Source organism: Parafrigoribacterium humi, assembly GCF_040227205.1.
Taxonomy (GTDB): Bacteria; Actinomycetota; Actinomycetes; order Actinomycetales; family Microbacteriaceae; genus Parafrigoribacterium_A; species Parafrigoribacterium_A humi.
In genome coordinates, this window is the sequence record NZ_JBELOA010000002.1 from 375,760 (window position 1) to 400,369 (window position 24,610).

Genomic DNA, 24,610 nt, shown 5'->3' on the forward strand with positions numbered 1-24,610 from the left:
GCCCTGTGGAGGGATGCCGCTACTTGCCGAGTGCGTCCAGCCAGACCCTGCGCGCGTCAAGCGCCTCCTGGGCCTCGGCGATCTTGCGCGTGTCTCCCTCGCCCTGGGCATCCGCCAATTCCTTCTCGAGCTTGGCAATGGCAGCCTGAAGCTGGCTGGCCAAACCCTCTGAGCGAGCCTCACGCTCCGGGTTGTGCTTCTCCCAGTGTTCCTCGTCCAGGCGGCGTACCGCGGCTTCCACCTTGCGCAGGCGATCTTCAACGGTTCTCACCTTGTCGCGTGGCACCTTGCCGATGCGATCCCAGCGCTCCTGCACGGACAACAGGGCCTCTCGGGCGCGAGTGCGATCCTTCTCCGCCAGCAATAGTTCCGCTTCCTCGAGCAGCGCAAGCTTGAGCTCGAGGTTCGCCGCGAACTCCTCATTGTCCCGGGCGTCGATCTCGGACTTGGCCGAGTACAGCGCATCGCCCGCCAGCTTGAACCTGGCCCAGAGCGCATCGTCGAACTTCTTGCCCGCGCGGCCGGCGGCCTTCCAGTTGTCGAGCAGGGTGCGATACGCGGGAATGCCCGCGGCACCCTGGGGCACGAGAGCCTCGGCGCTCTCCACGAGCTGTTGCTTCCGGGACCTCGCGTCCCTGTGGGCGGAGTCGAGTTCGGCGAAGAACGCCTTGCGGTTGTTCTCGATGACGGTGCGTGCCGCGCGAAAACGCTTCCACAGCTCGTTCCCCTCCGCCTTGGGAAGACGGGGACCTTCCGCCTGGTGCTTCTGCCAGCGGGCGAAGACATCATCGAGTTGTGCGCTCAGCTGCTTCCACTGGACCTTGGAGGGGTCCTGAGCCGCGAGCTTCTCGGCCTCGATGACGAATTGTTCGCGCTCGGCAAGCGCTGCATCCAACGCCGCCTTGCTCTCGGCCGTGTGCTTCTCGGCGAGTTCACCGGCGGCACCCTCGAGGCCATCGAGCCGGGAACGGAGCGATGCGAGGTCGCCAACGGCGTTGGCGGTGGCAACCGTTTCCTTGAGCGACGCGATCGTCTTGGCGACGTCAGCGGACGCCGTGCCACGCTTGATGCGCTGTTCGAGTAGAGTCACCTGGCCTGCGAGTTCCGTGTACTTTCTCTCGAAGTACGCGAGCGCCTCTTCGGAAGTCCCGTCGGGAAACTGGCCTACCGCGCGTTCGCCGTCACCTTCACGCACGTAGACGGTTCTTGACTCGTCCACGCGGCCCCAGGGGGCTTGATCGTTCGCTACCACGTGTCTCACCTTGCTGCTCGGGCCAATGGGTTGGCTGACCGGCCACAAGCCTATTGCACCCCGGTGTGTGCCCCCAGACGGAATTCGCAGACGGGCGGCGGAGGCTACTTCACCGACACTGCCGTGATCTTGGTGGGCACGGCCGGCGGACCGTCCGTCGACGGAGTCGAAGAGCCGGAGGCCGTGGCGACCCCCACATCCGCAATCTGCGAGACGAAGGAGTCGAGTCCGCTGGTCACCGACCCGAACACGGTGTAGCCGCCTGTCGAGGTGTCGAGCGTGGTCTTCTCATAGGTGATGAAGAACTGGCTTCCCTGGCTGTAGGGGTCGGCACCCCTGGCCATCGCAATCGTGCCAGCGGGGTACACGCCGTCCGCAGGGACGTTCTCGAGCGGACCGAAGCTGAAGCCGACGTCGCCCGTGCCGTCACCATTCACCGATCCACACTGGATGAGTTTCGCGGTGTCACTCGTCGTGAGCCGGTGGCACGTGCTGCCCTTCGAGGTGTAGAAGCCGTCTTTGGCCAGAGAGATGAACACGGATGCCGCCTGCGGCGCCTTCGCGCCGTCGAGGGTGATGCCGAGCGCGACGTCGTTGAGTGTGAGCGTTCCCGTCCAGGTGCGCCCCTCCGCAATCGATGCGGACGGAACGGTGCCCACATCCTGTCCCGTTGCGGCGGTGCTCGCGGGTGTGGGCGTGGCCGCGGCGGGAGTCTGGCTCGCGCTCGGTGAAGCGACCACCCTGCCCGGCCCGGAGGAGAAGTAGAAGACCTGGCTGGCCGTGGCCAGCGCCGCGACGACCAGAATGCCGCAGACCGCGAGAATATTGTCGCGCCGCCGCCGTTTCACCTGCCTGGCGTGCACGCTCTGCCGCGCGGTGTAGCGGCGCAGCCGATCCCGCGCCTCGCGTGCCTCGCGCTCGGCGTTCTTGCTCGGTGCCACTGATCCTCCATCGGGTACGGCGTTGTGTCGCTGGCGACAACTAGCATTGATTCTATGGTGGACGCCCAGCTCGGCTTGCGTGCGGGGACGACGCCGCTCGCGGTCCGGATGCGCCCGCGCAGTCTCGACGAGGTCGCGGGCCAGCGCCACCTGCTCACCCCGGGTTCACCGCTCGTCAGCCTCGCCTCGGACAAGACGGGGGAGCAGGGTTCGACCTCCGTGATCCTCTGGGGGCCGCCCGGCACGGGAAAGACCACGCTCGCCCAGGCGATCGCGAACAGCTCCGGACGGAAGTTCGTCGAGTTGTCAGCCGTGAACGCGGGTGTCAAAGACGTGCGCGAGGTCATGGAGGCGGCCATGTCATCCCGCGACCTGTACGGGGTGTCCACCGTGCTCTTCCTCGATGAGATCCACCGCTTCTCCAAGGCGCAACAGGATGCGTTGCTGCCAGGCGTCGAGAACGGCTGGGTGATCCTCGTCGCCGCGACAACGGAGAACCCCTCGTTCTCCGTCATCTCTCCGCTGCTGTCGCGCTCGCTCCTGCTCACCCTGGAGGCGCTCAGCGACGAGGACCTCGGCATTCTGGTCGACCGCGCCGTCTCCGACCAGCGAGGGCTGGATGACCGCATCGTGCTCGATCCGGAAGCGCGAGCGGCGATCATCCGGCTCGCCTCGGGGGACGCCCGCCGGGCGCTCACCGCGCTCGAGGCCGCAGCCCTCTCGGCGAGCTCCACGAGCACTGAGGGCAAGCCGGTCGTCCTCGCGGAGACCGTGGCCCTCGCGGTCGATCGCGCGCTCCTCCGCTATGACCGGAACGGCGACGAGCACTACGACGTGATCAGCGCATTCATCAAGTCCGTGCGGGGATCGGATGTCGACGCCGCGCTCCACTACCTGGCCAGGATGATCGAGGCGGGCGAGGATCCGCGGTTCATCGCGAGGCGCATCATCGTCAGTGCCTCAGAGGACATCGGCATGGCGGATCCCCAGGCCCTCGTGATCGCGATCGCGGCTGCCGACGCGGTGCAGTACATCGGCATGCCGGAGGGGCGCATCCCGCTCGCGGAGGCCGTTGTCTATCTCGCAACCGCGCCCAAGTCGAACGCGTCATACATGGCGATCGACGCCGCGCTGGCGGACGTGAGGGCTGGCAGGATCGGACGCGTGCCGAAGCACCTGCGCGATGCCCACTACGCGGGAGCCAAGAGACTCGGGCATGGCAAGGGGTACCTGTACTCGCACGACTCGGAGCTCGGTGTCGTGAAACAGCAGTACCTGCCGGACGTCCTGCGCACCGCGGAGTACTACCGCCCGAAGGACCGCGGAAACGAGCGCGAGGTCTCGCTCAGGCTTGAAAAACTGCGCAGGATCATTCGTGGCGAGTGAGTGTTGTGGGTGCGAGGGAGCTGATCTGCTAGCATTGACCCCGCCTACACGGGGTTTTCGCGCGCGGCTGCTGCGACGATCCTGATGGATGGGAAGCGTTCTTTAGCCGGACGGTACCCGCGGCACATCCCTCTTCTATAACTTCCGGCCAGTGCTGTGCTTACATAACGGCTGTGTTCGCACAGTGGCTGTGGTCCGGAATACCTGTCAGAAGACCGATGATTCAGTACCGAAAGGAAACCGTGTCTACCAAGTCACGTACTCGTAGCAAGACCCGCCTGTCGCGGGCGCTGGGCATTCCGCTCACCCCGAAGGCGGCAAAGGGATTCGAAAAGCGTCCGTACCCACCGGGGGAGCACGGCCGCACCAAGCGCAAGACCGACAGCGACTACGCCGTTCGTCTGCGCGAGAAGCAGCGCCTTCGTGCCCAGTACGGCATCCGCGAGGCCCAGCTCAAGATCATCTTCCAGGAGGCACGCCGTTCCGAGGGCCTGACCGGTGAGAACCTGGTCGAGCTGCTCGAGATGCGTCTCGACGCGATCCTGGTGCGAGCGGCGATCGCCCGCACCACGGCACAGGCCCGCCAGATGATCGTGCACCGCCACATCCTCGTGGATGGCAAGCGCGTCGACCGCCCGTCGTTCCGCGTCACCCCCGGCCAGCTCGTTCACGTCCACGCCAAGAGCGAGGGCATGGAGCCGTTCCAGGTCGCAGCCTCCGGCGGACACGTCGATGTCCTCCCGAAGACGCCCGGCTACCTCGAGGTCGAACTCGACAAGCTGCAGGCACGCCTCGTGCGTCGCCCGAAGCGTGCAGAGGTTCCCGTGACCTGTGAAGTCCAGCTGGTCGTCGAGTACTACGCCGCTCGCTAACCACGCGGGGCGCTGTTCAGCGCACTGCCCGGTTGCGGGTAGCTTCGGAGCGGGTCACCTTCGGGTGGCCCGCTCTTTCTCATCGTAAGCTTGAGCTTTGTCACGGCATACAGGACACCAGGCACGCAGCACACTCACTAGGGAGCAGCAGGGCATGAAGAACATACTGTGGCTGATCGTCGGCGTCGGCATCGGGTTCTACGCGGCACATCGCGTCAACCAGACCCCCCAGGGTCGCGCATTCTTTGCAGACGTCGATGCCAAGGCACGAGAATTCGGCGACGCGGTCGTCGAGGGATACAAGGCCCGCGAGGCGGAGCTGCGATCGGCTCTTGATGACGCAAACGACGTCATCTCCGACCTCACCCACCGCGGCTAGTACCCGGCGCGCACAGATTCCCGGACCCCCCTCCGGACCACTACACAGGAAGCCAGTACCCAGAACCCCATGCAGACCGCTGATATCCGTCAACGCTGGCTCGACTACTTCGCGGCGCGCGGTCACACGGTTGTGCCATCCGCGTCTCTCGTGAGTGATGACCCGACCCTGCTGTTCACGGTCGCGGGCATGGTTCCCTTTGTTCCGTATCTCACCGGCCTCATCCCGGCGCCGTATCCCCGCGCGACAAGCGTGCAGAAGTGCATTCGCACCCTCGACATCGACGAGGTCGGCAAGACTCCTCGCCACGGAACGTTCTTCCAGATGAACGGCAACTTCTCCTTCGGCGACTACTTCAAGGAGGAGGCGATCGGGTTCGCCTGGGAACTGCTCACGACTCCGGAGTCCGCCGGCGGATACGGCTTCGACGAGAAGGACCTCTGGGTCACCGTCTACAAGGACGACGACGAGGCGATCGCGCTCTGGAAGAAGATCGCGGGACTGCCGGACGAGCGCATCCAGCGCCTCGACATGGACACCAACTACTGGTCGACCGGGCTGCCCGGCCCGGCAGGACCGTGCTCCGAGATCTTCTTCGATCGCGGGCCGGCATACGGCCGCGATGGCGGCCCGGCCACCGATGACGATCGCTATGTGGAGATCTGGAACCTCGTCTTCATGCAGTACCTGCGCGGCGAGGGCGTCGGCAAGCACTTCGAGATCCTTGGCGAACTACCGAAGAAGAACATCGACACCGGAATGGGCCTCGAACGCGTCTCCTTCCTCAAGCAGGGCGTCGAGAATCTCTACGAGATCGACCAGGTGCGCCCCGTGCTCGACCGCGCTGCAGAACTGTCCGGTCGGCGCTACGGTGCCGCGCACGAGGATGACGTACGGATGCGCGTGGTCGCCGATCACGTGCGGTCTGCGCTCATGCTCATGTCCGATGGCGTTACTCCATCGAACGAGGGCCGCGGATACATCCTCCGCCGACTGCTCCGCCGCACCGTGAGATCGATGCGGCTGCTCGGCGTCGAGGACGCGACCTTCGCCGAGCTGTTCCCGGCATCCAGGGACGCCATGAAGGCCGCCTACCCCGAGGTCGAGACGGACTACGACCGGATCGGGCGCCTCGCCTACACCGAGGAAGACACCTTCCTCCGCACACTCGCGAGCGGGACGACCATCCTCGACACCGCCGTGGACAAGACCAAGAAGTCGGGCTCGGCCCAGCTCGCGGGCGACACCGCGTTCCTGCTGCACGACACCTTCGGATTCCCGATCGACCTCACGCTCGAGATGGCCGATGAAGCGGGACTCTCCGTCGACCGCGACGCCTTCGACAAGCTCATGGCCGAGCAGCGCAGAATGGCCAAGGCAGACGCCAAGGCAAAGAAGACCCTGCTCGCGGACCTCTCCGTGTACAGCGAATTCCGGGCAGCGGGAGAGACGTCCTTCACGGGGTACGACTACCTCACGACGGATTCCACCGTGCTGGGGATCATCGTCGACGGCGTCTCCGTCACTCGCGCCGTGATGGGCGACATCGCGGAGATCATCCTCGCCGAGACCGCGCTCTACCCGGAGTCCGGTGGCCAGGAAGCGGATGCGGGCAGCATCGTCGGCACCGGTTTCGATCTCGAGGTGCTCGACGTCCAGCGCCCGGTCAAGGGACTCATCAGCCACCGGGTACAGGTGCGCTCCGGCGAGGTCGGAGTCGGAGACGCCGCGACGAGCGTCGTGGATCCGGAGTGGCGCCGCGGGGCCACCCAGGCGCACTCGGCGACCCACCTCATCCACGCGGCACTGCGTCAGGTTCTCGGCCCGGAGGCGCACCAGGCCGGCTCGTACAACAAGGCCGGCTACATGCGGCTCGACTTCAACTGGAACCAGCCGCTGTCTCCGGCCACGCGGTCCGAGATCGAAGAGATCGCCAACTCCGCGATCCGCCAGAACCTCGAGGTCGAGACCAGGATCATGCCGCTTGCCGACGCCAAGGCGCTCGGAGCGATGGCACTGTTCGGAGAAAAGTATGGCGAGACCGTTCGTGTCGTCGACATCGGCGGCCCGTGGTCACGCGAGCTGTGCGCTGGCACTCATGTCGGGCGAAGCGCCGAGGTGGGCATGGTCAGCGTCATCAGTGAGAGCTCGGTCGGTTCGGCCAACCGGCGCGTGGAATCCCTCGTGGGTCTCGAGGCGTTCCACGATCTCACTGCGGAGCGTGCCATCGTGTCGCAATTGAGCTCAAGCCTGAAGACGCCGCGCGCGGAGCTCCCCGGCAGGATTTCGGAGCTCGTCTCGAGCCTCAGGGCGGCCGAAAAGCGCATCGCCGAGTTTGAGACCGCCGCACTGCTTGACCGGGTACCGGCACTGCTCGAGCGCGCGGTCACGGTCGGGTCGGTGACCTTCCTCGGTCTCGATGTCGGCAGACTCACGTCGTCCGATGAGCTGCGCACTCTCGTGACCACCGTTCGATCGCGACTGGGCACCGACCCCGCTGTCGTTGCCCTCGCCGCAGACGTCGATGGAAAGCCGGCGGTCATCGTCGCGACGAACGAACGATCGCGCGAGCTGGGCAATGCGGCCGGTTCCCTCGCCAAGAGTGCCGCAGCGATCCTGGGCGGCGGCGGCGGCGGCAAGGCGGATCTCGCGCAGGGCGGTGGATCCGAGCTCGCTGCCGTGCCCGCAGCGCTCGAGAAGATCCGCTCGTCGATCGCGGGCTGAGCCCGTGCGGTCGGGCGTGCGGATCGGCGTCGACGTCGGCAAGGCCCGTATCGGGGTGTCCAGGAGCGACTTCCACGGCATGCTCGCAACCCCCGTCGCTACTGTTGCCCGCGGCGACGGGGACTTCGCCGAGATCCTGCGGCTTGCAGGGGAGGAGAACGCCGTGGAGATAGTGGTCGGACTGCCTCTTGCCCTGTCCGGCGCCCACACCGCATCCACATCGGATGCAACCGAATTCGCGGCAGAACTCGACTCCCGCACGGAGCTCGACGTCCGCCTCGTGGATGAGCGGCTCTCCACCGTCTCTGCGCAGCGTGCGCTCCGGGCCTCCGGGCGCGACACCCGGTCGTCGCGCCAGATCATCGACCAGGTGGCAGCCGTTATAATTTTGCAACATGCGCTGGACTTCGAGCGCAGCGCTGGAATTCCGCCCGGCGTATTGGTCCACTCCGACGAAGGATCCGATCGTGGCGAATGAACCGAGCTGGGACGACATCTTCGCCTCACAACCCGGCGCGAACGCTCCGACCGGGGGCCTTCCGGCTTCCGGGGACGGACAGCCCCGGAGCAGGCGGGAGCTTCGCCAGGCGAATGTCCGGGGCGGCGGGCGTGGTGGGAGGGGACCGCGCAAGCGACGTCGCCTCACCTGGCTGTGGGTGCTGTTGGCGATCATCGTGGTCGCGGGTATCGGTGCGGGCTACGTCTGGGCCAATTTCCAGCCCCAGATCAGGCACGTCCTCGGTTGGGAGGAACCCAACGATTTCACCGGTTCCGGCACCGGCAAGGTCATCGTGACGATCAAGGACGGCCAGATCGGTGAGGATGTCGCGCGCACCCTCGCTGCGGCCGGCGTCACGAAGACCTTCGACGCCTTCTACGACCTGCTGTTGAAACAGAACCCGCAGGTGGATTTTCACCCCGGCAGCTACTCGCTAAAGAAAGAAATGAGTGCCAAGTCCGCTCTCAAGGCCCTCGAGGATCCCAAGAACAAGGTTGTGACGCGGGTCGTCCTCCCCGAGGGCATCACGGTCAAGGGTGTGATTGCACGACTCGCGGACCTCAGCCAGGCAACCGGCATCACGAAAGACCAGCTCACGGCTGCTGCCGCGGACTACACGTCCTACGGACTGCCGCCCGAGGCACCCAGTCTTGAGGGCTATCTCTTCCCCGCAACCTACTCGCTCGACCCCGGAACCACGGCGCACAAGATCTTCCAGACCATGGTCGACACGATGTTCAAGCAACTCGATGCGGACGGCGTTGCGGTTGCCGATCGCCATCACGTGCTCACCCTCGCGGCGCTGACCCAGAAAGAGGGCGGCAGCGACTCCGACTTCTACAAGGTCGCGCGCGTCTGGGACAACCGCATAGCGCAGGGCATGCACCTGCAGTCCGATGCGACGGTCAGCTATGGCGTCGGCGGCACCACGATCTCCACCACGCCCGAAGAACGCGCCGACAAGAGCAATCCGTACAACACCTACGCGAACGCGGGGCTGCCGATCGGGCCGATCTCGAACCCTGGACAGGCGGCGATCGACGCGACGCTGCATCCCGCGGATGGACCGTGGCTGTACTTCGTGCTCGTCAACGGCGAGACCGGGGAAACCGTGTTCTCGACGACACTCGCCGACCACAACGCGGCGGTCAAGCAGTGGCAGGCCTGGCTGAGGGCGCATCCGGGCTTCGACGGGTGAACGTTCCCGACCGGCGACTCGCGGTGCTCGGCTCACCGATCGCACACTCAAAGTCTCCCGCACTGCACCGTGCGGCCTATGCCACGCTCGGACTGGCCTGGCAGTACGACGCCATCGAGACAGACTCCGACGATCTGGCGTCGTTTGTGGACTCACGCGATATGCAGTGGCGCGGGCTGTCCCTGACGATGCCACTCAAGCGTGCGGTGCTCCCTCTGCTCGACAGCGTCGATCGTGTCGCCGCGCAGGCCGGGGCCGCGAACACCCTGCTGTTCGACGACGCATCCGCCCGGCGAGTGCTCCGAGGTTTCAACACGGATGTCTACGGTATAGCGACCGCATTCCGGGCTGCGGGGAACGACTCTCTTCGCACCGTGTACCTGCTCGGCTCCGGCGCAACCGCGACTTCCGCGCTTCTCGCCGTCGCCTCGCTCGGGGCCGAGCGGGTTGTCATATTCACCCGCACTCCGATCGGTGCCGCTCCACTGGAGACGCTTGGTACAGACCTCGGCGTGAGCGTCGAGGCACGGGGCCGCGACACCCACACCCCGGCGTTCGCACCGGATGCCGTCATCAGCACGATCCCGGGCGGCACACACCACGGGTATTCCTTCGACCAAGAGACGATGAACCGCTCTGTGCTGTTCGACGTCGCGTACGATCCGTGGCCGAGCACGCTCGCGACCGAGTGGCTGGCCGCGGGGGGATCCGTCATCTCCGGGCTCGAGATGCTCCTGCACCAGGCGCTCGCCCAGGTGCGAATCTTCGTGGGAGGCGACCCGGATTCCCCCCTCGCGAACGAGTCCGCCGTGCTCGGAGCCATGCGCGACAGCATCTCCTGAGCGATCGGGACGTCACGACTGCGTGAGGCGCCCGCGGGCTGTGGGAGGATTCTTCTATGCTTCGTTGGTTGACCGCAGGAGAATCGCACGGCCCCGAACTCATCGCGATCCTGGAAGGCCTCCCCGCCGATGTTCCAGTGTCTCTCGATGGCGTACGGGCCGATCTCGCGCGCCGCAAGCTCGGCTACGGCCGCGGTGCACGCATGAAATTCGAGGAGGATGAACTCCACCTCTCCGGCGGCGTGCGATTCGGTCGCAGCATGGGAAGCCCCATCGCACTGCGGATCGGAAACACGGAGTGGCCTCGCTGGGTCGACGTGATGAGCGCGGAGCCGGTCGACCTCGACACTCTTCCCAAGGGCCGTGGCGCCGCGCTCACTCGCCCGAGGCCCGGTCACGCCGACCTCGTCGGAATGCAGAAATACGCCTTTCCCGAGGCGCGAAACGTCCTTGAGCGCGCCAGTGCACGAGAGACCGCCGCACGGGTCGCCCTCGGCGCCGTCGTACGCGGCTTCCTCTCGGGGCTCGGTATCGAGCTCGTGAGCCACACCCTCTCCATCGGCCCCGTGCGCGTGCCGGAGGGCAGCAGGCTTCCCACGGCCGCGGATGTCGACACCCTCGACGCTGATCCGCTCCGCTGCTTCGACCCGGAGACATCCGCTCGCATGGTGGCGGAGGTCGACACTGCGCATGACGACGGAGACACCCTGGGCGGTGTCGTCGAGGTACTCGCGTACGGAGTCCCCCCGGGCCTCGGGTCGTACACCCACTGGGATCGCAGGCTCGACTCTCAACTCGCCGCCGCCCTCATGGGCATCCAGGCGATCAAGGGTGTCGAGGTCGGCGACGGCTTCCTCACGACGACGCGCAGGGGTTCCCAGGCGCACGACGAACTGTTCGAGTCCGCCAGCGGAATCACCCGGGCGAGCGACAAGGCCGGCGGAACCGAAGGTGGAATGAGCACGGGAACGGTTCTCCGGGTCCGCGCGGGCATGAAGCCCATCTCCACCGTGCCCCACGCCCTTCGCACGGTGGACATCGCGACGGGAGACGCCGCCGAGGCGCACCACCAGCGTTCGGATGTCTGCGCCGTTCCCGCGGCAGGAGTGGTCGCAGAGGCGATGGTCGCCCTGGTTCTCGCGAACTCGGTTCTCGAGAAGTTCGGGGGAGACTCCCTCGCGGAGACGAAGCGCAACCTCGACGCCTACCTCGCCGCGATTCCGGAGAACCTGCGGACGTCCCCGGAATCGGAGCCGCTGCACTAGATGAGCAGTCACGGCGACGACAACGCGGTGCTGGCGCAGCTCGTGTTGATCGGTGCACCCGGAGCGGGCAAGACCAGGATGGGCAAGCGCCTGGCACGCATCCTGTCCGTACCGTTCATCGACACCGACAAGCGCATCGTGGCCGAGCACGGACCCATCGCCCAGATCTTCGCGGACTACGGCGAACCCTATTTCCGCGAACTCGAACGCGAAACCGTCGCCGAAGCACTTCGCGAGCCCGCCGTCGTCGCACTGGGAGGCGGTGCCGTGCTCGACGAGCAGACCCAGGCCGCCCTCACGGGCGCACCCGTCGTGCAGTTGACGGTGAGCGCCGAGGCCGTGGCCAAGCGCATCGGGGGCGGCAAGAGGCCCCTGCTCAAGGACGGTCTGGCCGATTGGACCCGGCTGGTCGAGCGCCGAAGGGCGATCTACGACCGCCTCGCGGCACGAAGCTGGGACACGTCCCTGAGACCTCTCGACGAGATCGCCGCCGAGATAGCCGAATGGCTCGGACGCGACCCAGTCGCGCGCACAGCAGCACACAGCAGATCAGCAAACAGGGAGCAGACGCAGTGACAACCTCCACCATCACCGTGGGCGGAACAGACCCGTACGATGTGATCATCGGGCGCGACATCCTCGATCAACTTCCGGGCCTGATCGGGACGGACGCGAAGAAGGTGCTCATCGTGCACCCGCCGACGCTCGGGGCACGCGCAGTCGCGCTGCGGGAATCCCTCGTGGACAGCTACGAGGTGCTCATGGCCGAGGTGCCGGACGGAGAGCCCGCCAAACGCGTCGAGGTCGCGGCCTTCTGCTGGCAGGTCATGGGCCTGTCCGATTTCTCCCGTGCGGATGTCGTGATCGGCTTCGGGGGAGGATCGGTCACCGACCTCGCCGGCTTCGTCGCGGCGACCTGGATGCGCGGGGTGCGCGTCCTGCAGGTTCCGACCTCGCTCGTCGGCATGGTCGACGCGGCCATCGGAGGAAAGGCCGCCGTCAACACCGCGCAGGGCAAGAACCTGGTCGGGATGTTCCACGCGCCGGCGGTCGTGCTCGCCGACCTGAACACGCTCGAGGGCATCAGCAAAATGGAGATCCTGGCCGGTTTCGGCGAGGTCGTGAAATACGGCTTCATCGAGCGTCCGGAGATCCTCGACATCATCGAGAAAGACGTCGATGCGGCCACGAACCCCGAAAGCGACGAGTTCCGCAGGCTCGTGGAGATCTCCGTCGAGATCAAGGCGCGGGTCGTCGCGGAGGACTTCAAGGACACGGGTCTGCGCGAGATCCTCAACTACGGGCACACGCTCGGGCACGCCATCGAGTACATGGAGCGCTACCTCTGGCGCCACGGTGCCGCGGTGGGAATCGGCATGGTCTACGCCGCGGAGCTCGCGAGGCTCGCGGGCAGGCTGCCCGACTCGATCGTCGATCGGCATCGCAGCATCCTCGAGTCCCTGCAACTGCCGACGACCTACCCGCTCGGCCGCTGGGAGACGCTCCTCGGCGTCATGCAGCGCGACAAGAAGACGCGTGGCGGCATGCTGAGGTTCATCGTTCTCGACGACCTGGCGAAGCCCACCGTGCTGACGGGCCCCGACCAGAGCCTTCTGTTCGCGGCGTACCAGGAGATCGGCGTCTGAGACGGTCCGTGCCCGATAAACTCGGCGCATGAGCAACGTCCTCGTCCTCAACGGCCCCAACCTCGGACGCCTCGGCTCCCGTGAGCCCGACGTCTACGGCAGCGGAACGCTCGACGAACTGCGGGAGATCCTGCAGCGCGAGGCCGCGCCGGAGTTCTCCATCGATCTTCGCCAGACGAACGACGAGGCCGAGCTGATCGGCTGGCTCTACGAGGCCGTCGACACGGCGACCCCGGTCATCCTCAACCCTGCCGCATTCACGCACTACTCGTACGCCCTCAGGGATGCTGCGGCGCTCGTGACCAAGGCCGGCGTCACGCTCATCGAGGTGCACATCTCCAATCCCCACACGCGCGAAAAGTTCCGCCACACGAGCGTCATCTCTGGCGTCGCGACCGGCGTCATCGCCGGGTTCGGGTTCGACTCGTACTCGCTCGCGCTCGAGGCCATTAAGAGAAACCCGCGCTGAACCGGTAAACTCGGGTTCTCAGCGCGCTCGCATGACAGGCGCGCAACCGAAACCCCACATGAACGGATCAGTACTCGTATGGCTTCAACCGCTGACATCAGGAACGGCGTAGTCCTCAACATGGACGGCGGCCTGTGGACCGTCGTCGAGTTCCAGCACGTCAAGCCTGGTAAGGGCGGCGCCTTCGTGCGCACCAAGGTCAAGAACGTCCGTACGGGCAAGACCGTCGACCGCACCTTCAACGCCGGCGCGAAGATCGAGATCGAGACCGTGGACCGCAGCGAGTTCCAGTACCTGTACAAGGACGGCGACGGCTTCGTCTTCATGGATGTCTCGGACTACGACCAGATCACCCTCACCGATGAGCAGGTCGGCGACGCCCCCAACTTCATGCTCGAGAACCAGAACGTGACGATCGCGCTGCACAATGGCGAGCCGCTCTACGTCGAGCTCCCCGCATCCGTCGTCCTCGAGATCACCCACACCGAGCCGGGCCTGCAGGGGGACCGCTCCACCGGCGGCACGAAGCCCGCGACCGTGGAGACCGGCTACCAGATCCAGGTTCCGCTGTTCCTCGAACAGGGCACCAAGGTCAAGGTCGACACGCGCACGGGGGACTACCTCGGCCGCGTCAACGACTGACCGCTTCCACCGCAACCGGAAGACATCGCATGAGTGCACGAACCAAGGCACGTAAGCGCGCGCTCGACCTGCTCTACGGAGCAGACCTGCGGGAGATCTCGCTCAACGCCGCCATCGCGATCGAGGCGGCGCACGACCTCGCCGAACCGAAGCGGTCGTCATCGTGGCCGTATGCTCGGCAGATCGTCGAGGGCATCGCCGCGCACGGCGACGAGATCGACGAACTGATCGAGACCTACGCGCAGGGCTGGACGATCAACCGGATGCCCGTGATCGATCGCGCGATCGTGCGCATCGGCATATGGGAGATCCTGTTCAACGACGAGGTACCAGACGGAGTCGCGATCTCCGAGGCCGTGGATGCCGCGCAGTCGCTCAGCACAGAGGACTCCGCAAGCTTTGTGAACGGCCTCCTCGGCAGGGTCGCGAAGACCCGATCCTGAGCATGCGCTAGGCTGGCACCACCAGACATCCTTTAAAGTCCGTCCAGAGAGACGGGGAAGGAGGTCAGATTGCCCGCACGTGTCGTGCTGCAGCAAGCTGATATCAGCCGCGCGCTCACCCGCATCTCGCACGAGATCCTTGAATCCAATCGTGGGGCGGACGGCCTCGTCATTCTCGGCATCCCGACCCGCGGTGCCACTCTCGCCAGGCGCATCGGTACGATCCTGAGCGAGATCTCCGGCGCCGAGATTCCGGTCGGCTCCCTCGACACGACGCTGTATCGCGACGATCTCCACCGCCATCCGACCCGCAGTCCAGCGCCCACCTCGGTTCCTCCCGGCGGCATCGACGGGCAGACCGTCGTGCTCGTCGACGACGTGCTGTATTCGGGGCGCACCATCAGGGCGGCGCTCGATGCCCTCGCCGATGTCGGGCGTCCGAGCATCGTGCGGCTGGCCGCGCTCATCGACCGCGGACATCGGGAACTGCCGATCAGGCCGGACTTCGTCGGCAAGAACCTGCCGTCGGCGCAACACGAACGGATCAACGTGCACCTCCAGGAGAATGACGGCGACGAGTTCGTGAGCATCGACGAGGCGGCGGCCGGGTCATGAGGCACCTCCTGAGCACTCGTGACCTCGCGCGCGACGAGGCCACCTCCATCCTGGATGTCGCGGAAGACATGGCGGATGTCCAGCTGCGCGAGGTGCGCAAACTCCCCACGCTACGCGGCAAGACCGTCGTCAACCTCTTCTTCGAAGACTCCACCCGCACGAGGATCTCCTTCGAGGCCGCGGCCAAGCGGCTCAGCGCCGACGTCATCAACTTCAGCGCCAAGGGATCCAGCGTCTCCAAGGGGGAGAGCCTCAAGGACACCGCGCAGACGCTCGCGGCCATCGGCGCTGACGCGGTCGTCGTGCGCCACCACGCGTCCGGAGCGCCCGCGGTGCTGGCCCAGAGCGGGTGGATCGATGCCGGCATCGTCAACGCGGGCGATGGCACGCACGAGCATCCGACCCAGGCCCTGCTCGACGCGTTCACCATCCGTCGGCGCCTCCACGGCACCGCAGCCAGGGGCAAGGCACTCGATGGGGTGAGCGTGACGATCGTCGGCGACATCCTGCACTCGAGGGTCGCACGTTCCAACGCCTGGCTGCTCACGACGCTCGGGGCGCACGTGAGCCTGATCGCCCCCGCGACCCTGCTTCCCTTCGGCGCAGCAGACTGGCCGGTCACCCTCGGCTACGACCTGGACGACGCCCTCGCGAGCAACCCGGACGTTCTCATGATGCTGCGCGTGCAGTCCGAACGGATGCACGCGGCGTTCTTCCCGAACGCGCGGGAGTACTCGAGGCAGTGGGGTCTCGACGATGAAAGATTCGATCGCCTCGGCGCCGGTACGATTGTGATGCACCCCGGCCCCATGAACCGCGGCCTGGAGATCTCCTCGCGAGCCGCAGACTCCGAGCGGTCGACGGTGCTCGAACAGGTCGCCAACGGAGTCTCGGTGCGGATGGCCGCGCTCTACCTCCTGCTGTCCGGAGCAGCAACGGTGGCACCTGGTCCGGTAACCGGTGAAGGAGCAGCGCAGTGAACGACATTCTCGTCAGGGGTGCGCGCCTCGCCGATGGCACGACAACGGACGTCCTGATCGATGCGGGCACGATCGTCGAGCTCGGCGGTTCCCTCTCCGCGAAAGCCACCACCGTGATCGACGCGGACGGGCTGATCGCACTCCCCGGGCTCGTCGACCTGCACACGCACCTTCGCGAACCCGGTTTCGAGCAGAGCGAGACCGTGCTGAGTGGCTCGCGCGCCGCAGCCATCGGCGGATTCACCGCAGTGCACGCCATGGCCAACACCTCTCCCGTCTCGGACACCGCGGGTGTTGTCGAGCAGGTGCAGTCGCTCGGGGAAGCCGCAGGCTACGTCACCGTTCGCCCCGTCGGAGCCGTCACGGCCGGACTCGCGGGGGAACGGCTCGCCGAGATCGGTGCCATGGCACGCAGCAGGGCCGGAGTTCGGGTCTTCTCTGACGACGGAAAGTGCGTCTCGGATGCCCTCCTCATGCGTCGCGCGCTCGAATATGTCGCGACCTTCGGCGGTGTCGTCGCCCAACACGCCCAGGAGCCACGCCTCACCGAGAACGCGCAGATGAACGAGGGAACGCTCTCGAGCACCCTCGGGCTGGCGGGCTGGCCCGCGGTCGCCGAGGAGGCGATCATCGCGCGCGACGTTCTCCTCGCACAGCACGTCGGTGCGAGGCTTCATATCTGTCACCTCTCCACGGCAGGTTCGGTGGATGTCGTGCGCTGGGCCAAGGCGCGGGGCATCGACGTCACGGCCGAGGTCACGCCACACCACCTGCTCCTCACCGAGCAGTTCGCACGCAGTTACGACGCGAGGTTCAAGGTGAACCCTCCGCTTCGCCGGGACGAAGACGTGGTCGCGCTGCGCGAGGGGCTCACGGACGGCACGATCGATATCGTCGCGACCGATCACGCACCACATCCGGTCGAGTCGAAGGATCGGGAGTGGGACTCGGCCGCGTTCGGCATGGTCGGGCTGGAGTCCGCGCTCTCGGTCGTGCAGGCCGCTGTCGTTGACAGCGGTGCACTCGGCTGGAGCGATATCGCTCGAGTTCTCTCTGCCACGCCCGCGGAGATCGGCCGCCTCGACGGCTATTCCGCCGGAATCGCACTCGGTGCTCCCGCAAACCTCGCCCTGTACGACCCCGAGGCGAGCAGGGTTTTCGACGTCGATGCCCTCAGGGGAAAGAGCGCCAATTCCCCTTATCTCGGCCGCACGCTCCCCGGCAAGGTGATGGCGACCATCCACAACGGATACCCAACGGTGCTCGAGGGGGAACTCCTCGCGCCCGAGGTCGTCGCACACTACGCAGGAGCACGCCATGAATAGAGCCATTGCAACGATCATCGTCGCCGTCGTCATCCTGCTGGTGCTCGTCGCGATGTACGCGGGCTGGCGCTCGAGGCAACGACGGCAGGCATCACTCGCCACCACACTCCCGGTGCCCGAGGACATCGGCGAGGAGTTGATCGCGCTCGACCTGCTCTACGTCGGAACGACGATCGCGGGAGAGCCGCTCAACCGAGTCGCGGTCTCCGGGCTCGGCTTCCGGGCGCGCGCATCCGTCACGGTCGCCAGGGCGGGAATCGTGCTCGCGATCGCGGGGGAGAGGGACGCCTTCATTCCCGCCGACGACATCCTCGGTGTCGACCGCGCCACCTGGGCGATCGACCGCGTGGTGGAGCAGGGCGGCCTGGTGTGTGTGAACTGGATGCTCGGGGACACCGCCGTCGACAGCTACTTCCGCGTCGTCGACCCTCCGGATCCCACCGGCCTCATCGACGCCATACACCTGACAATCGTCGGCACAGCCGACCAGAGAGGAACCCGCTAGTGGCTACCAGAGACCCCGCCGTACTCCTGCTCGAGGATGGAAGCCGCTACGTCGGCCGAGCCTACGGCGCACGCGGCCGAACTCTCGGTGAAGCGGTGTTCGCCACGGGCATGACGGGCTACCAGGAGACCATCACCGATCCCTCGTACGCCGGCCAGATCGTGCTCATGACCGCGCCGCACATCGGCAACACCGGAGTGAACGAGGTCGACAAGGAGTCGCACCAGATCTGGGTCGCGGGCTTCGTCGTGCGCGAACCATCCAGGATCGTCTCGAACTTTCGGGCGACAGGCTCTCTCGACTCGCAGCTCGAAGAACAGAAGATCGTCGGAATCAGCGGGGTCGACACCCGCGCGGTGACCCGACGCCTCAGGGACAGCGGGGCCATGCGAGCGGGGATATTCTCCGGACCAGATGCCGAGCTCACGGAGGAAGACCAGCTCGCCCTCGTGCGCGGTTCGAGCGAGATGACCGGCCTGAACCTCTCTGCGGTGGTGTCCACGGCGAAAGCGTTCACGATCCCCGCGGAGGGGGAGCCCATCGGCTCGGTCGCCGTGCTCGACCTCGGCGTCAAGGCATCGACTCTCAACTACCTCTCGGCGCGCGGTTTCGACGTGCACGTGCTGCCCCAGCAGACCACCTTCGACGAACTGCTCGCCACGAAGCCCGACGCGGTGTTCTATTCCAACGGCCCGGGTGATCCGGGGGCCTCAGACGCTCACGTCGAACTGCTCACCTCAGTACTGCGCCAGGGCCTGCCGTTCTTCGGCATCTGTTTTGGAAACCAGCTGCTCGGCCGGGCGCTCGGCTACGGCACCTACAAGCTGCCCTTCGGGCATCGCGGCATCAACCAACCCGTTGTCGACAGGGCAACGGGCCGCGTGGAGATCACTGCCCACAATCACGGCTTCGCCGTGGACGCGCCCCTCGACGGCATCTCGCAGTCGCCGGCCGGATTCGGTCGGGTGGAGGTCAGCCACGTGAATCTCAATGACGACGTCGTCGAGGGCCTCAACGCGCTCGACATCCCGGCATTCTCCGTGCAGTATCACCCGGAGGCGGCCGCTGGCCCGCACGACGCAAACTACCTCTTCGACAGATTCCGCGATCTGGTGCTCGCCCACCGCCCCGAGAATCCCAACACAGAGAACTCCAGCACCGAAAGCGACAACAAGTAATGCCGAAGCGCGAAGACATCACCTCAGTACTGGTCATCGGCTCAGGCCCGATCGTCATCGGCCAGGCGTGCGAGTTCGACTACTCCGGCACGCAGGCCTGCCGGGTTCTGCGCGAGGAGGGCGTGCGCGTCATCCTGATCAACTCGAACCCCGCGACGATCATGACGGACCCCGGGTTCGCCGACGCGACCTATGTCGAGCCGATCACCTGGCAGGTGATCGAGTCGATCATCCAGAAGGAGAAGCCGGATGCCATCCTTCCGACGCTCGGCGGGCAGACGGCGCTCAACGCCGCCATCGAGCTTCACGAGCACGGCATCCTCGAGAAGTACAACGTCGAGCTCATCGGAGCGGACTTCGACGCCATCCACCGCGGTGAAGACCGCCAGGTGTTCAAGGAGCTCGTCATCGAGTGCGGTGCAGAGGTCGCGCGCTCCCACATCGCGCACACGGTGGATGAGGCGCTCGGCTTCGCGGACGATCTCGGCTACCCGCTGGTCATCCGGCCCTCGTTCACGATGGGTGGGCTGGGTTCCGGCTTCGCCTACACGCCTGAAGAGCTCATCCGCATGGTCGGGGACGGCCTGCACCAGAGCCCGACCACGGAGGTGTTGCTCGAGGAGTCGATCCTGGGCTGGAAGGAATACGAACTCGAGCTCATGCGCGACTCCGCGGACAACACGGTCGTCGTGTGCTCGATCGAGAACGTGGACCCCGTCGGCGTGCACACGGGGGACTCCATCACGGTCGCCCCTGCGCTCACCCTCACCGACCGCGAGTACCAGAAGCTTCGCGACATCGGCATCGACATCATCCGCGCCGTCGGCGTGGACACCGGCGGCTGCAACATCCAGTTCGCGATCGATCCGGCCAACGGCAGGGTCATCGTCATCGAGATGAACCCCCGCGTCTCCCGCTCGAGCGCTCTGGCATCGAAGGCAACCGGCTTTCCGATCGCGAAGATCGCCGCGAAGCTCGCGATCGGCTACCGGCTCGACGAGATCCCGAACGACATCACGAAGGTCACCCCGGCGAGTTTCGAGCCGACCCTGGACTACGTCGTCGTCAAGGTTCCCCGCTTCGCGTTCGAGAAGTTCCCCGCCGCGGATGCCCGGCTCACGACCACCATGAAGTCGGTGGGCGAGGCGATGGCCATCGGTCGCAACTATGCCTCCGCACTGCAGAAGGCCCTGCGCTCTCTCGAGAAGCGCGGATCGAGCTTCCACTGGGACGGCGAGCCCGGAGACAAAGAGGAACTCCTCGCTCTCGCGAAGGTCCCAACGGACGGCCGTATGGTCACCGTGCAGCAGGCGCTGCGCGCCGGAGCGACGATCGCGGAGGTGTTCGACGCGACCGCCATAGACCCGTGGTTCATCGACCAGGTCGTGCTCATCAACGAGATCGCGGAGCAGATCGGTTCATCCGCCGCACTGGACGAAGATCTTCTGCGCCTCGCCAAGGATCACGGCTTCAGCGACCAGCAGATCGCGGGCATCCGCGGGATGGACGAACTGGATGTCCGCTCCATCCGCCAGGCTTTCGGCGTGCGCCCGGTCTACAAGACGGTTGACACCTGCGCGGGCGAGTTCCCCGCGCTGACCCCGTACCACTACTCGAGCTACGACCGGGAGACGGAGGTCGCGCCGAGCGACCGTCGCAAGATCGTCATCCTCGGCTCTGGCCCGAACCGGATCGGCCAGGGGATCGAGTTCGACTACTCCTGTGTCCACGCCTCCTTCGCCCTCTCCGGCGCGGGGTACGAGACGATCATGATCAACTGCAACCCGGAGACGGTCTCGACCGACTACGACACCTCCGATCGGCTCTATTTCGAGCCGCTCACGCTCGAAGACGTCCTCGAGGTCATCCACGCCGAGAGCCAGAGCGGTGAGCTCGTCGGGGTCATCGTGCAGCTCGGAGGCCAGACCGCACTCGGGCTCGCCAAGGGTCTCAAGGCCGCGGGCATCACGATCCTCGGAACGAGTCCGGAGGCCATCGATCTCGCGGAGGAACGTGGACTGTTCCAGGGCATCCTCGACATCGCAGGGCTCACCGCGCCACGCAACGGCACGGCCAGTGACTACGCGGGCGCCGCAGCGGTCGCGGAGGAGATCGGGTATCCGGTGCTCGTGCGGCCGTCCTATGTGCTCGGCGGCCGAGGCATGGAGATCGTCTACGACAACCCGTCGCTCGAGGACTACTTCCGGCGCATGGCCGGACAGGGCATCATCGGCCCGAGCCACCCGCTGCTCGTCGATCGTTTCCTCGACGACGCCATCGAGATCGATGTCGACGCACTCTACGACGGTGAACAGCTCTATATCGGCGGAATCATGGAGCACATCGAGGAGGCCGGGATCCACTCCGGTGACTCCAGTTGCACGCTTCCGCCGGTCACGCTCGGCCGGGAACAGCTCCTGCGGGTCCGTGCCGCGACCGAGGCGATCGCGCACGGTGTGGGCGTGCGCGGCCTGCTCAATGTGCAGTTCGCCATCGGCGCCGGCGTTCTCTACGTTCTCGAGGCGAATCCTCGTGCGTCGCGCACCGTGCCCTTCGTCGCCAAGGCGACGGGCACCCCCGTTGCCAAGGCAGCTGCACTGGTCATGTCCGGCCTGAGCATCCAGTCGCTCATCGACGACGGGATGCTGCCGAAGCACGATGGCGCGATAGTCCCGATGAATTCGCCGGTCGCCGTCAAGGAGGCCGTGCTGCCGTTCAAGCGCTTCCGCACCAGGGAGGGCAAGATCGTGGATTCCGTCCTCGGCCCGGAGATGCGCTCGACCGGCGAGGTCATGGGCATCGACTCCAACTTCCCCCTCGCATTTGCCAAGAGCCAGCAAGCCGCGGCGGTACGCCTTCCACCGCAGGGCAGCGTGTTCGTCTCGGTCGCCGACCGCGACAAGCGGGCCATCGTGCTGCCGGTCGTGCGCCTGCAGCAGTTGGGCTTCCGCATCCTCGCCACGCTCGGCACCGCCGAGGTGCTCAGCCGCAACGGCATCACCGCCGAGGTCGTGCGCAAGTACGATCAGGGCGAGACATCCGGGGAGTCGGCGCCGTCGATCGTCGACCTCATCAACAGCGAGGCGGTCGACATGGTCATCAATACGCCAAGCGGGCGGAGCGCCCGAGCAGACGGCTACGAGATCCGTGCCGCTGCCGTCGCCGCCGATCTCCCGTTGTACACGACCATCGCGCAGGTCGGCGCCGCCGTCGCGTCCATCGAGTCCATGCGCAAGGGCTTCGCCGTCAAGTCCCTCCAGGACTACGCGATCGAGCGCGCAGAACGAATGGATGCTCACGCGTGACCGAAGGATTCGGACAGCGGCTGGCAGGGGCGTTCGACGCCTACGGCCAGCTCTGTGTCGGCATAGATCCGCACGGCTTCCTGCTGCAGTCGTGGAACCTGCCGGACGATGCATCCGGGCTGCGCGAATTCGGACTGCGTGTCGTCGAGGCCGCCGCGGGACGGGTCGGCCTGGTCAAGCCGCAGGTGGCATTCTTCGAACGCCATGGTTCGGCCGGTTATCGCGCCCTCGAGGAGGTGCTCGCCGCCGCTCGCGCAGCGGGGCTGCTCGTCATTGCGGATGCCAAGCGCGGCGATGTGGGCAGCACTGTCGAGGCGTATGCACAGGCCTGGCTCACACCGGGACATGCGCTGGAAGTGGATGCATTGACGATGAACGCGTACCTGGGGGTTGCCTCTCTCGATGCGCCCGTCGCGCTCGCGCACTCAACGGGCAAGGGCATATTCGTGCTCGCCGCCACCTCTAATCCGGAAGCCCTCGAACTGCAGCATTCGACGCTGGCTGGCGGCCCGGCTGCGGGCAGGACAGTGGCCGCGAGTATCGTCGACGCCGTGGCCGGGATCACTGCGTCGGCGGGGACAGATTCGGACAGACTCGGATCAATCGGCGTCGTGCTCGGAGCCACCGTCGATCTCGGCGACTACGGAATAGACCTCGCACGCATGACGGAAGGCGTCGCAACTCCGATCCTCGCACCGGGGTTCGGCCATCAGGGGGCCCGGTACAGCGAGCTCGGCGATCTCTACGGCGCCGCACGAGGACAGGTCATCGTCTCCGCCTCTCGCAGCGTTCTCTCCGCCGGGTCGGTCGGCATCGCCGATGCGATCAGCTCGCAGGCGAAGGAGGTCGCGCAGTGGCGAGGGTGACTCCTCCCGCCGTGGACAGGGTCGCGGCCTCGCGGGCCGCGGTCGCGGCACGCCGGGCTCGTGCCGCAGTGAAGGCGGCGGTCCGACACGGGGAACGCAGTGCCGTCTCCGTCATCGACGCGGCGTGGTCGGAGGAGTCATCCGCCGCGGAGGGCAGCCTCAGGGTGCGCGATCTGCTCACCAGCATGCCCGGGCTCGGACCGACGCGCGCCGAAAAGACGATGCGTGAACTCGGGATAGCGGACTCCAAACGACTCGCCGGACTCGGCTCCCGCCAGCGCACCCGGTTTCGCGACTGGGTGGTCGAGCGAGAACAGCACGCTCGCGGCGCCGCCCGCTGCAGACTCGTCGTGCTCGCGGGTCCGACCGCCGTGGGCAAGGGAACCGTTGCGAACCATATCCGTCAACACCACCCCGAGGTTCACCTGTCCGTCTCCGCAACCACTCGCGCCCCACGGCCGGGTGAAGTCGAGGGCGTGAACTACTACTTTGTGAGCGATGAGGAGTTCGATCGTCTCATCGAGACAGGGCAGATGCTCGAGACAGCCACCGTGCACAACGCCTACCGCTACGGCACGCCCAGGGCCCCGATCGACGCCGCACTTGCCGCCGGAAAGAGCGTGCTCCTGGAGATCGACCTGCAGGGGGCGAGGTCGGTGAAGGCCATCATGCCCGAGGCCGTGCTGATCTTCCTGCTGCCTCCGAGCTGGGACGAACTCGTGCGCAGACTGATCGGCCGGAACACGGAAGACTCCGCCGAACAGCGACGCAGGCTGGAGACTGCGAAGGTCGAACTAGCCGCCCAGAACGAGTTCGATTACAAGGTCGTCAACAGGGAAGTCAGCCAGGCGGCGCAGGAAGTCGTAGACTTGATGGCAATCCCACAAAAATACTTGAGTACGCGTGCGCCGACTATCGACACAGACCGTGAGATCGTGGCGCGAGCGGCCCGCACAACGGACGTCAACACAACCGATATCAAGGAGCACCGCCATGGTTGAACGAGCAAAAGGCATCATTGACCCGCCGATCGACGAACTCCTCTCAAAGGTCGAGTCGAAGTACGCGCTGGTGATCTTCGCATCCAAGCGTGCGCGCCAGATCAATGACTACTACGCCGACCTGCACGAGGGAAGCCTCTTCGACAACGTCGGTCCGCTCGTCGACTCGACCATCGATGACAAGCCGCTCTCCGTGGCCATGCGCGAGATCAACGAGGACAAGCTCGTGGTCAAGCCTCTCGCAGAGGCTGCCGCCTAGCACTTCGCCGTGCGCACC

At 66.2% G+C, this 24,610-nt stretch carries 24 protein-coding genes; 22 read left to right on the plus strand and 2 right to left on the minus strand.

The genetic code is table 11. The annotated features are described in order from the left end of the window. Window positions 1-19: 19 nt before the first annotated feature. A complete protein-coding gene (locus ABUA28_RS06085; RefSeq protein ID WP_349903066.1) occupies window positions 20-1,252 on the minus strand; it encodes a DUF349 domain-containing protein in 1,233 nt (410 codons plus the stop codon). A 104-nt stretch (window positions 1,253-1,356) separates the two neighbouring features. After that, on the minus strand, window positions 1,357-2,193 hold the full coding sequence (locus ABUA28_RS06090) for a peptidylprolyl isomerase (protein WP_349903067.1): 837 nt from the start codon (window positions 2,191-2,193) through the stop codon (window positions 1,357-1,359). A 54-nt stretch (window positions 2,194-2,247) separates the two neighbouring features. Here ABUA28_RS06090 and ABUA28_RS06095 point away from each other — a divergent pair, with 54 nt between their 5' ends. The 22 genes from ABUA28_RS06095 to rpoZ all read left to right on the plus strand — a co-directional run bounded on the left by ABUA28_RS06095 (window position 2,248) and on the right by rpoZ (window position 24,592). Next, window positions 2,248-3,579: a replication-associated recombination protein A gene (locus ABUA28_RS06095; protein WP_349903069.1), complete on the plus strand. Its 1,332-nt coding sequence runs from the start codon at window positions 2,248-2,250 to the stop codon at window positions 3,577-3,579. 218 nt (window positions 3,580-3,797) lie between these two features. Beyond that, window positions 3,798-4,451 carry a 30S ribosomal protein S4 gene (gene rpsD / locus ABUA28_RS06100; RefSeq protein WP_349903071.1) on the plus strand — a complete coding sequence of 218 codons (654 nt, stop codon included), beginning with the start codon at window positions 3,798-3,800 and terminating at the stop codon, window positions 4,449-4,451. 154 nt (window positions 4,452-4,605) lie between these two features. Further along, window positions 4,606-4,830: a hypothetical protein gene (locus ABUA28_RS06105; RefSeq protein ID WP_349903073.1), complete on the plus strand. Its 225-nt coding sequence runs from the start codon at window positions 4,606-4,608 to the stop codon at window positions 4,828-4,830. A gap of 69 nt (window positions 4,831-4,899) precedes the next feature. Beyond that, the gene (alaS, locus tag ABUA28_RS06110) at window positions 4,900-7,554 is read left to right on the plus strand and encodes an alanine--tRNA ligase (RefSeq protein WP_349903074.1); all 2,655 of its coding nucleotides are present in this window, start codon (window positions 4,900-4,902) and stop codon (window positions 7,552-7,554) included. A gap of 4 nt (window positions 7,555-7,558) precedes the next feature. Continuing rightward, window positions 7,559-8,032: a Holliday junction resolvase RuvX gene (gene ruvX, locus ABUA28_RS06115; protein WP_349903076.1), complete on the plus strand. Its 474-nt coding sequence runs from the start codon at window positions 7,559-7,561 to the stop codon at window positions 8,030-8,032. Next, window positions 8,022-9,251: an endolytic transglycosylase MltG gene (mltG, locus tag ABUA28_RS06120; protein WP_349903078.1), complete on the plus strand. Its 1,230-nt coding sequence runs from the start codon at window positions 8,022-8,024 to the stop codon at window positions 9,249-9,251. The genes ruvX and mltG overlap by 11 nt, the downstream gene beginning before the upstream one ends. After that, window positions 9,209-10,093 (plus strand): shikimate dehydrogenase, encoded by an 885-nt coding sequence (locus ABUA28_RS06125; protein ID WP_349903080.1) that lies wholly within the window; start codon window positions 9,209-9,211, stop codon window positions 10,091-10,093. The genes mltG and ABUA28_RS06125 overlap by 43 nt, the downstream gene beginning before the upstream one ends. 56 nt (window positions 10,094-10,149) lie before the next feature. After that, the gene (gene aroC, locus ABUA28_RS06130; protein ID WP_349903082.1) at window positions 10,150-11,358 is read left to right on the plus strand and encodes a chorismate synthase; all 1,209 of its coding nucleotides are present in this window, start codon (window positions 10,150-10,152) and stop codon (window positions 11,356-11,358) included. Beyond that, entirely contained in the window at window positions 11,359-11,934 is a 576-nt protein-coding gene (locus tag ABUA28_RS06135) for a shikimate kinase (RefSeq protein ID WP_349903083.1), read from the plus strand. Next, window positions 11,931-13,004 carry a 3-dehydroquinate synthase gene (aroB, locus tag ABUA28_RS06140; RefSeq protein ID WP_349903085.1) on the plus strand — a complete coding sequence of 358 codons (1,074 nt, stop codon included), beginning with the start codon at window positions 11,931-11,933 and terminating at the stop codon, window positions 13,002-13,004. The genes ABUA28_RS06135 and aroB overlap by 4 nt, the downstream gene beginning before the upstream one ends. A gap of 28 nt (window positions 13,005-13,032) precedes the next feature. Next, window positions 13,033-13,473 (plus strand): type II 3-dehydroquinate dehydratase, encoded by a 441-nt coding sequence (locus tag ABUA28_RS06145; protein ID WP_349903086.1) that lies wholly within the window; start codon window positions 13,033-13,035, stop codon window positions 13,471-13,473. Window positions 13,474-13,551: 78 nt separating this feature from the next. Further along, the gene (gene efp / locus ABUA28_RS06150) at window positions 13,552-14,115 is read left to right on the plus strand and encodes an elongation factor P (protein ID WP_349903087.1); all 564 of its coding nucleotides are present in this window, start codon (window positions 13,552-13,554) and stop codon (window positions 14,113-14,115) included. A gap of 29 nt (window positions 14,116-14,144) precedes the next feature. Continuing rightward, window positions 14,145-14,558 (plus strand): transcription antitermination factor NusB, encoded by a 414-nt coding sequence (gene nusB, locus ABUA28_RS06155; protein WP_349903088.1) that lies wholly within the window; start codon window positions 14,145-14,147, stop codon window positions 14,556-14,558. A 69-nt stretch (window positions 14,559-14,627) separates the two neighbouring features. Next, window positions 14,628-15,173 (plus strand): bifunctional pyr operon transcriptional regulator/uracil phosphoribosyltransferase PyrR, encoded by a 546-nt coding sequence (gene pyrR / locus ABUA28_RS06160; protein ID WP_349903089.1) that lies wholly within the window; start codon window positions 14,628-14,630, stop codon window positions 15,171-15,173. Further along, complete coding sequence (locus tag ABUA28_RS06165; RefSeq protein ID WP_349903090.1) at window positions 15,170-16,153, plus strand: aspartate carbamoyltransferase catalytic subunit; 984 nt, start codon at window positions 15,170-15,172, stop codon at window positions 16,151-16,153. Before pyrR ends, ABUA28_RS06165 begins: the two co-directional genes overlap by 4 nt. Then, complete coding sequence (locus tag ABUA28_RS06170) at window positions 16,150-17,478, plus strand: dihydroorotase (RefSeq protein WP_349903092.1); 1,329 nt, start codon at window positions 16,150-16,152, stop codon at window positions 17,476-17,478. Before ABUA28_RS06165 ends, ABUA28_RS06170 begins: the two co-directional genes overlap by 4 nt. After that, the gene (locus ABUA28_RS06175; protein ID WP_349903093.1) at window positions 17,471-17,983 is read left to right on the plus strand and encodes a PH-like domain-containing protein; all 513 of its coding nucleotides are present in this window, start codon (window positions 17,471-17,473) and stop codon (window positions 17,981-17,983) included. Before ABUA28_RS06170 ends, ABUA28_RS06175 begins: the two co-directional genes overlap by 8 nt. Further along, window positions 17,983-19,161 carry a glutamine-hydrolyzing carbamoyl-phosphate synthase small subunit gene (gene carA / locus ABUA28_RS06180; RefSeq protein WP_349903094.1) on the plus strand — a complete coding sequence of 393 codons (1,179 nt, stop codon included), beginning with the start codon at window positions 17,983-17,985 and terminating at the stop codon, window positions 19,159-19,161. Before ABUA28_RS06175 ends, carA begins: the two co-directional genes overlap by 1 nt. Beyond that, on the plus strand, window positions 19,161-22,466 hold the full coding sequence (gene carB / locus ABUA28_RS06185; RefSeq protein ID WP_349903096.1) for a carbamoyl-phosphate synthase large subunit: 3,306 nt from the start codon (window positions 19,161-19,163) through the stop codon (window positions 22,464-22,466). Before carA ends, carB begins: the two co-directional genes overlap by 1 nt. Next, a complete protein-coding gene (gene pyrF, locus ABUA28_RS06190; protein WP_349903097.1) occupies window positions 22,463-23,332 on the plus strand; it encodes an orotidine-5'-phosphate decarboxylase in 870 nt (289 codons plus the stop codon). Before carB ends, pyrF begins: the two co-directional genes overlap by 4 nt. Further along, window positions 23,320-24,333, plus strand: coding sequence for a guanylate kinase (gene gmk, locus ABUA28_RS06195; RefSeq protein ID WP_349903099.1), 1,014 nt, complete (start codon window positions 23,320-23,322; stop codon window positions 24,331-24,333). Before pyrF ends, gmk begins: the two co-directional genes overlap by 13 nt. Then, complete coding sequence (gene rpoZ, locus ABUA28_RS06200; RefSeq protein ID WP_349903101.1) at window positions 24,326-24,592, plus strand: DNA-directed RNA polymerase subunit omega; 267 nt, start codon at window positions 24,326-24,328, stop codon at window positions 24,590-24,592. The genes gmk and rpoZ overlap by 8 nt, the downstream gene beginning before the upstream one ends. Window positions 24,593-24,610: the final 18 nt, after the last annotated feature.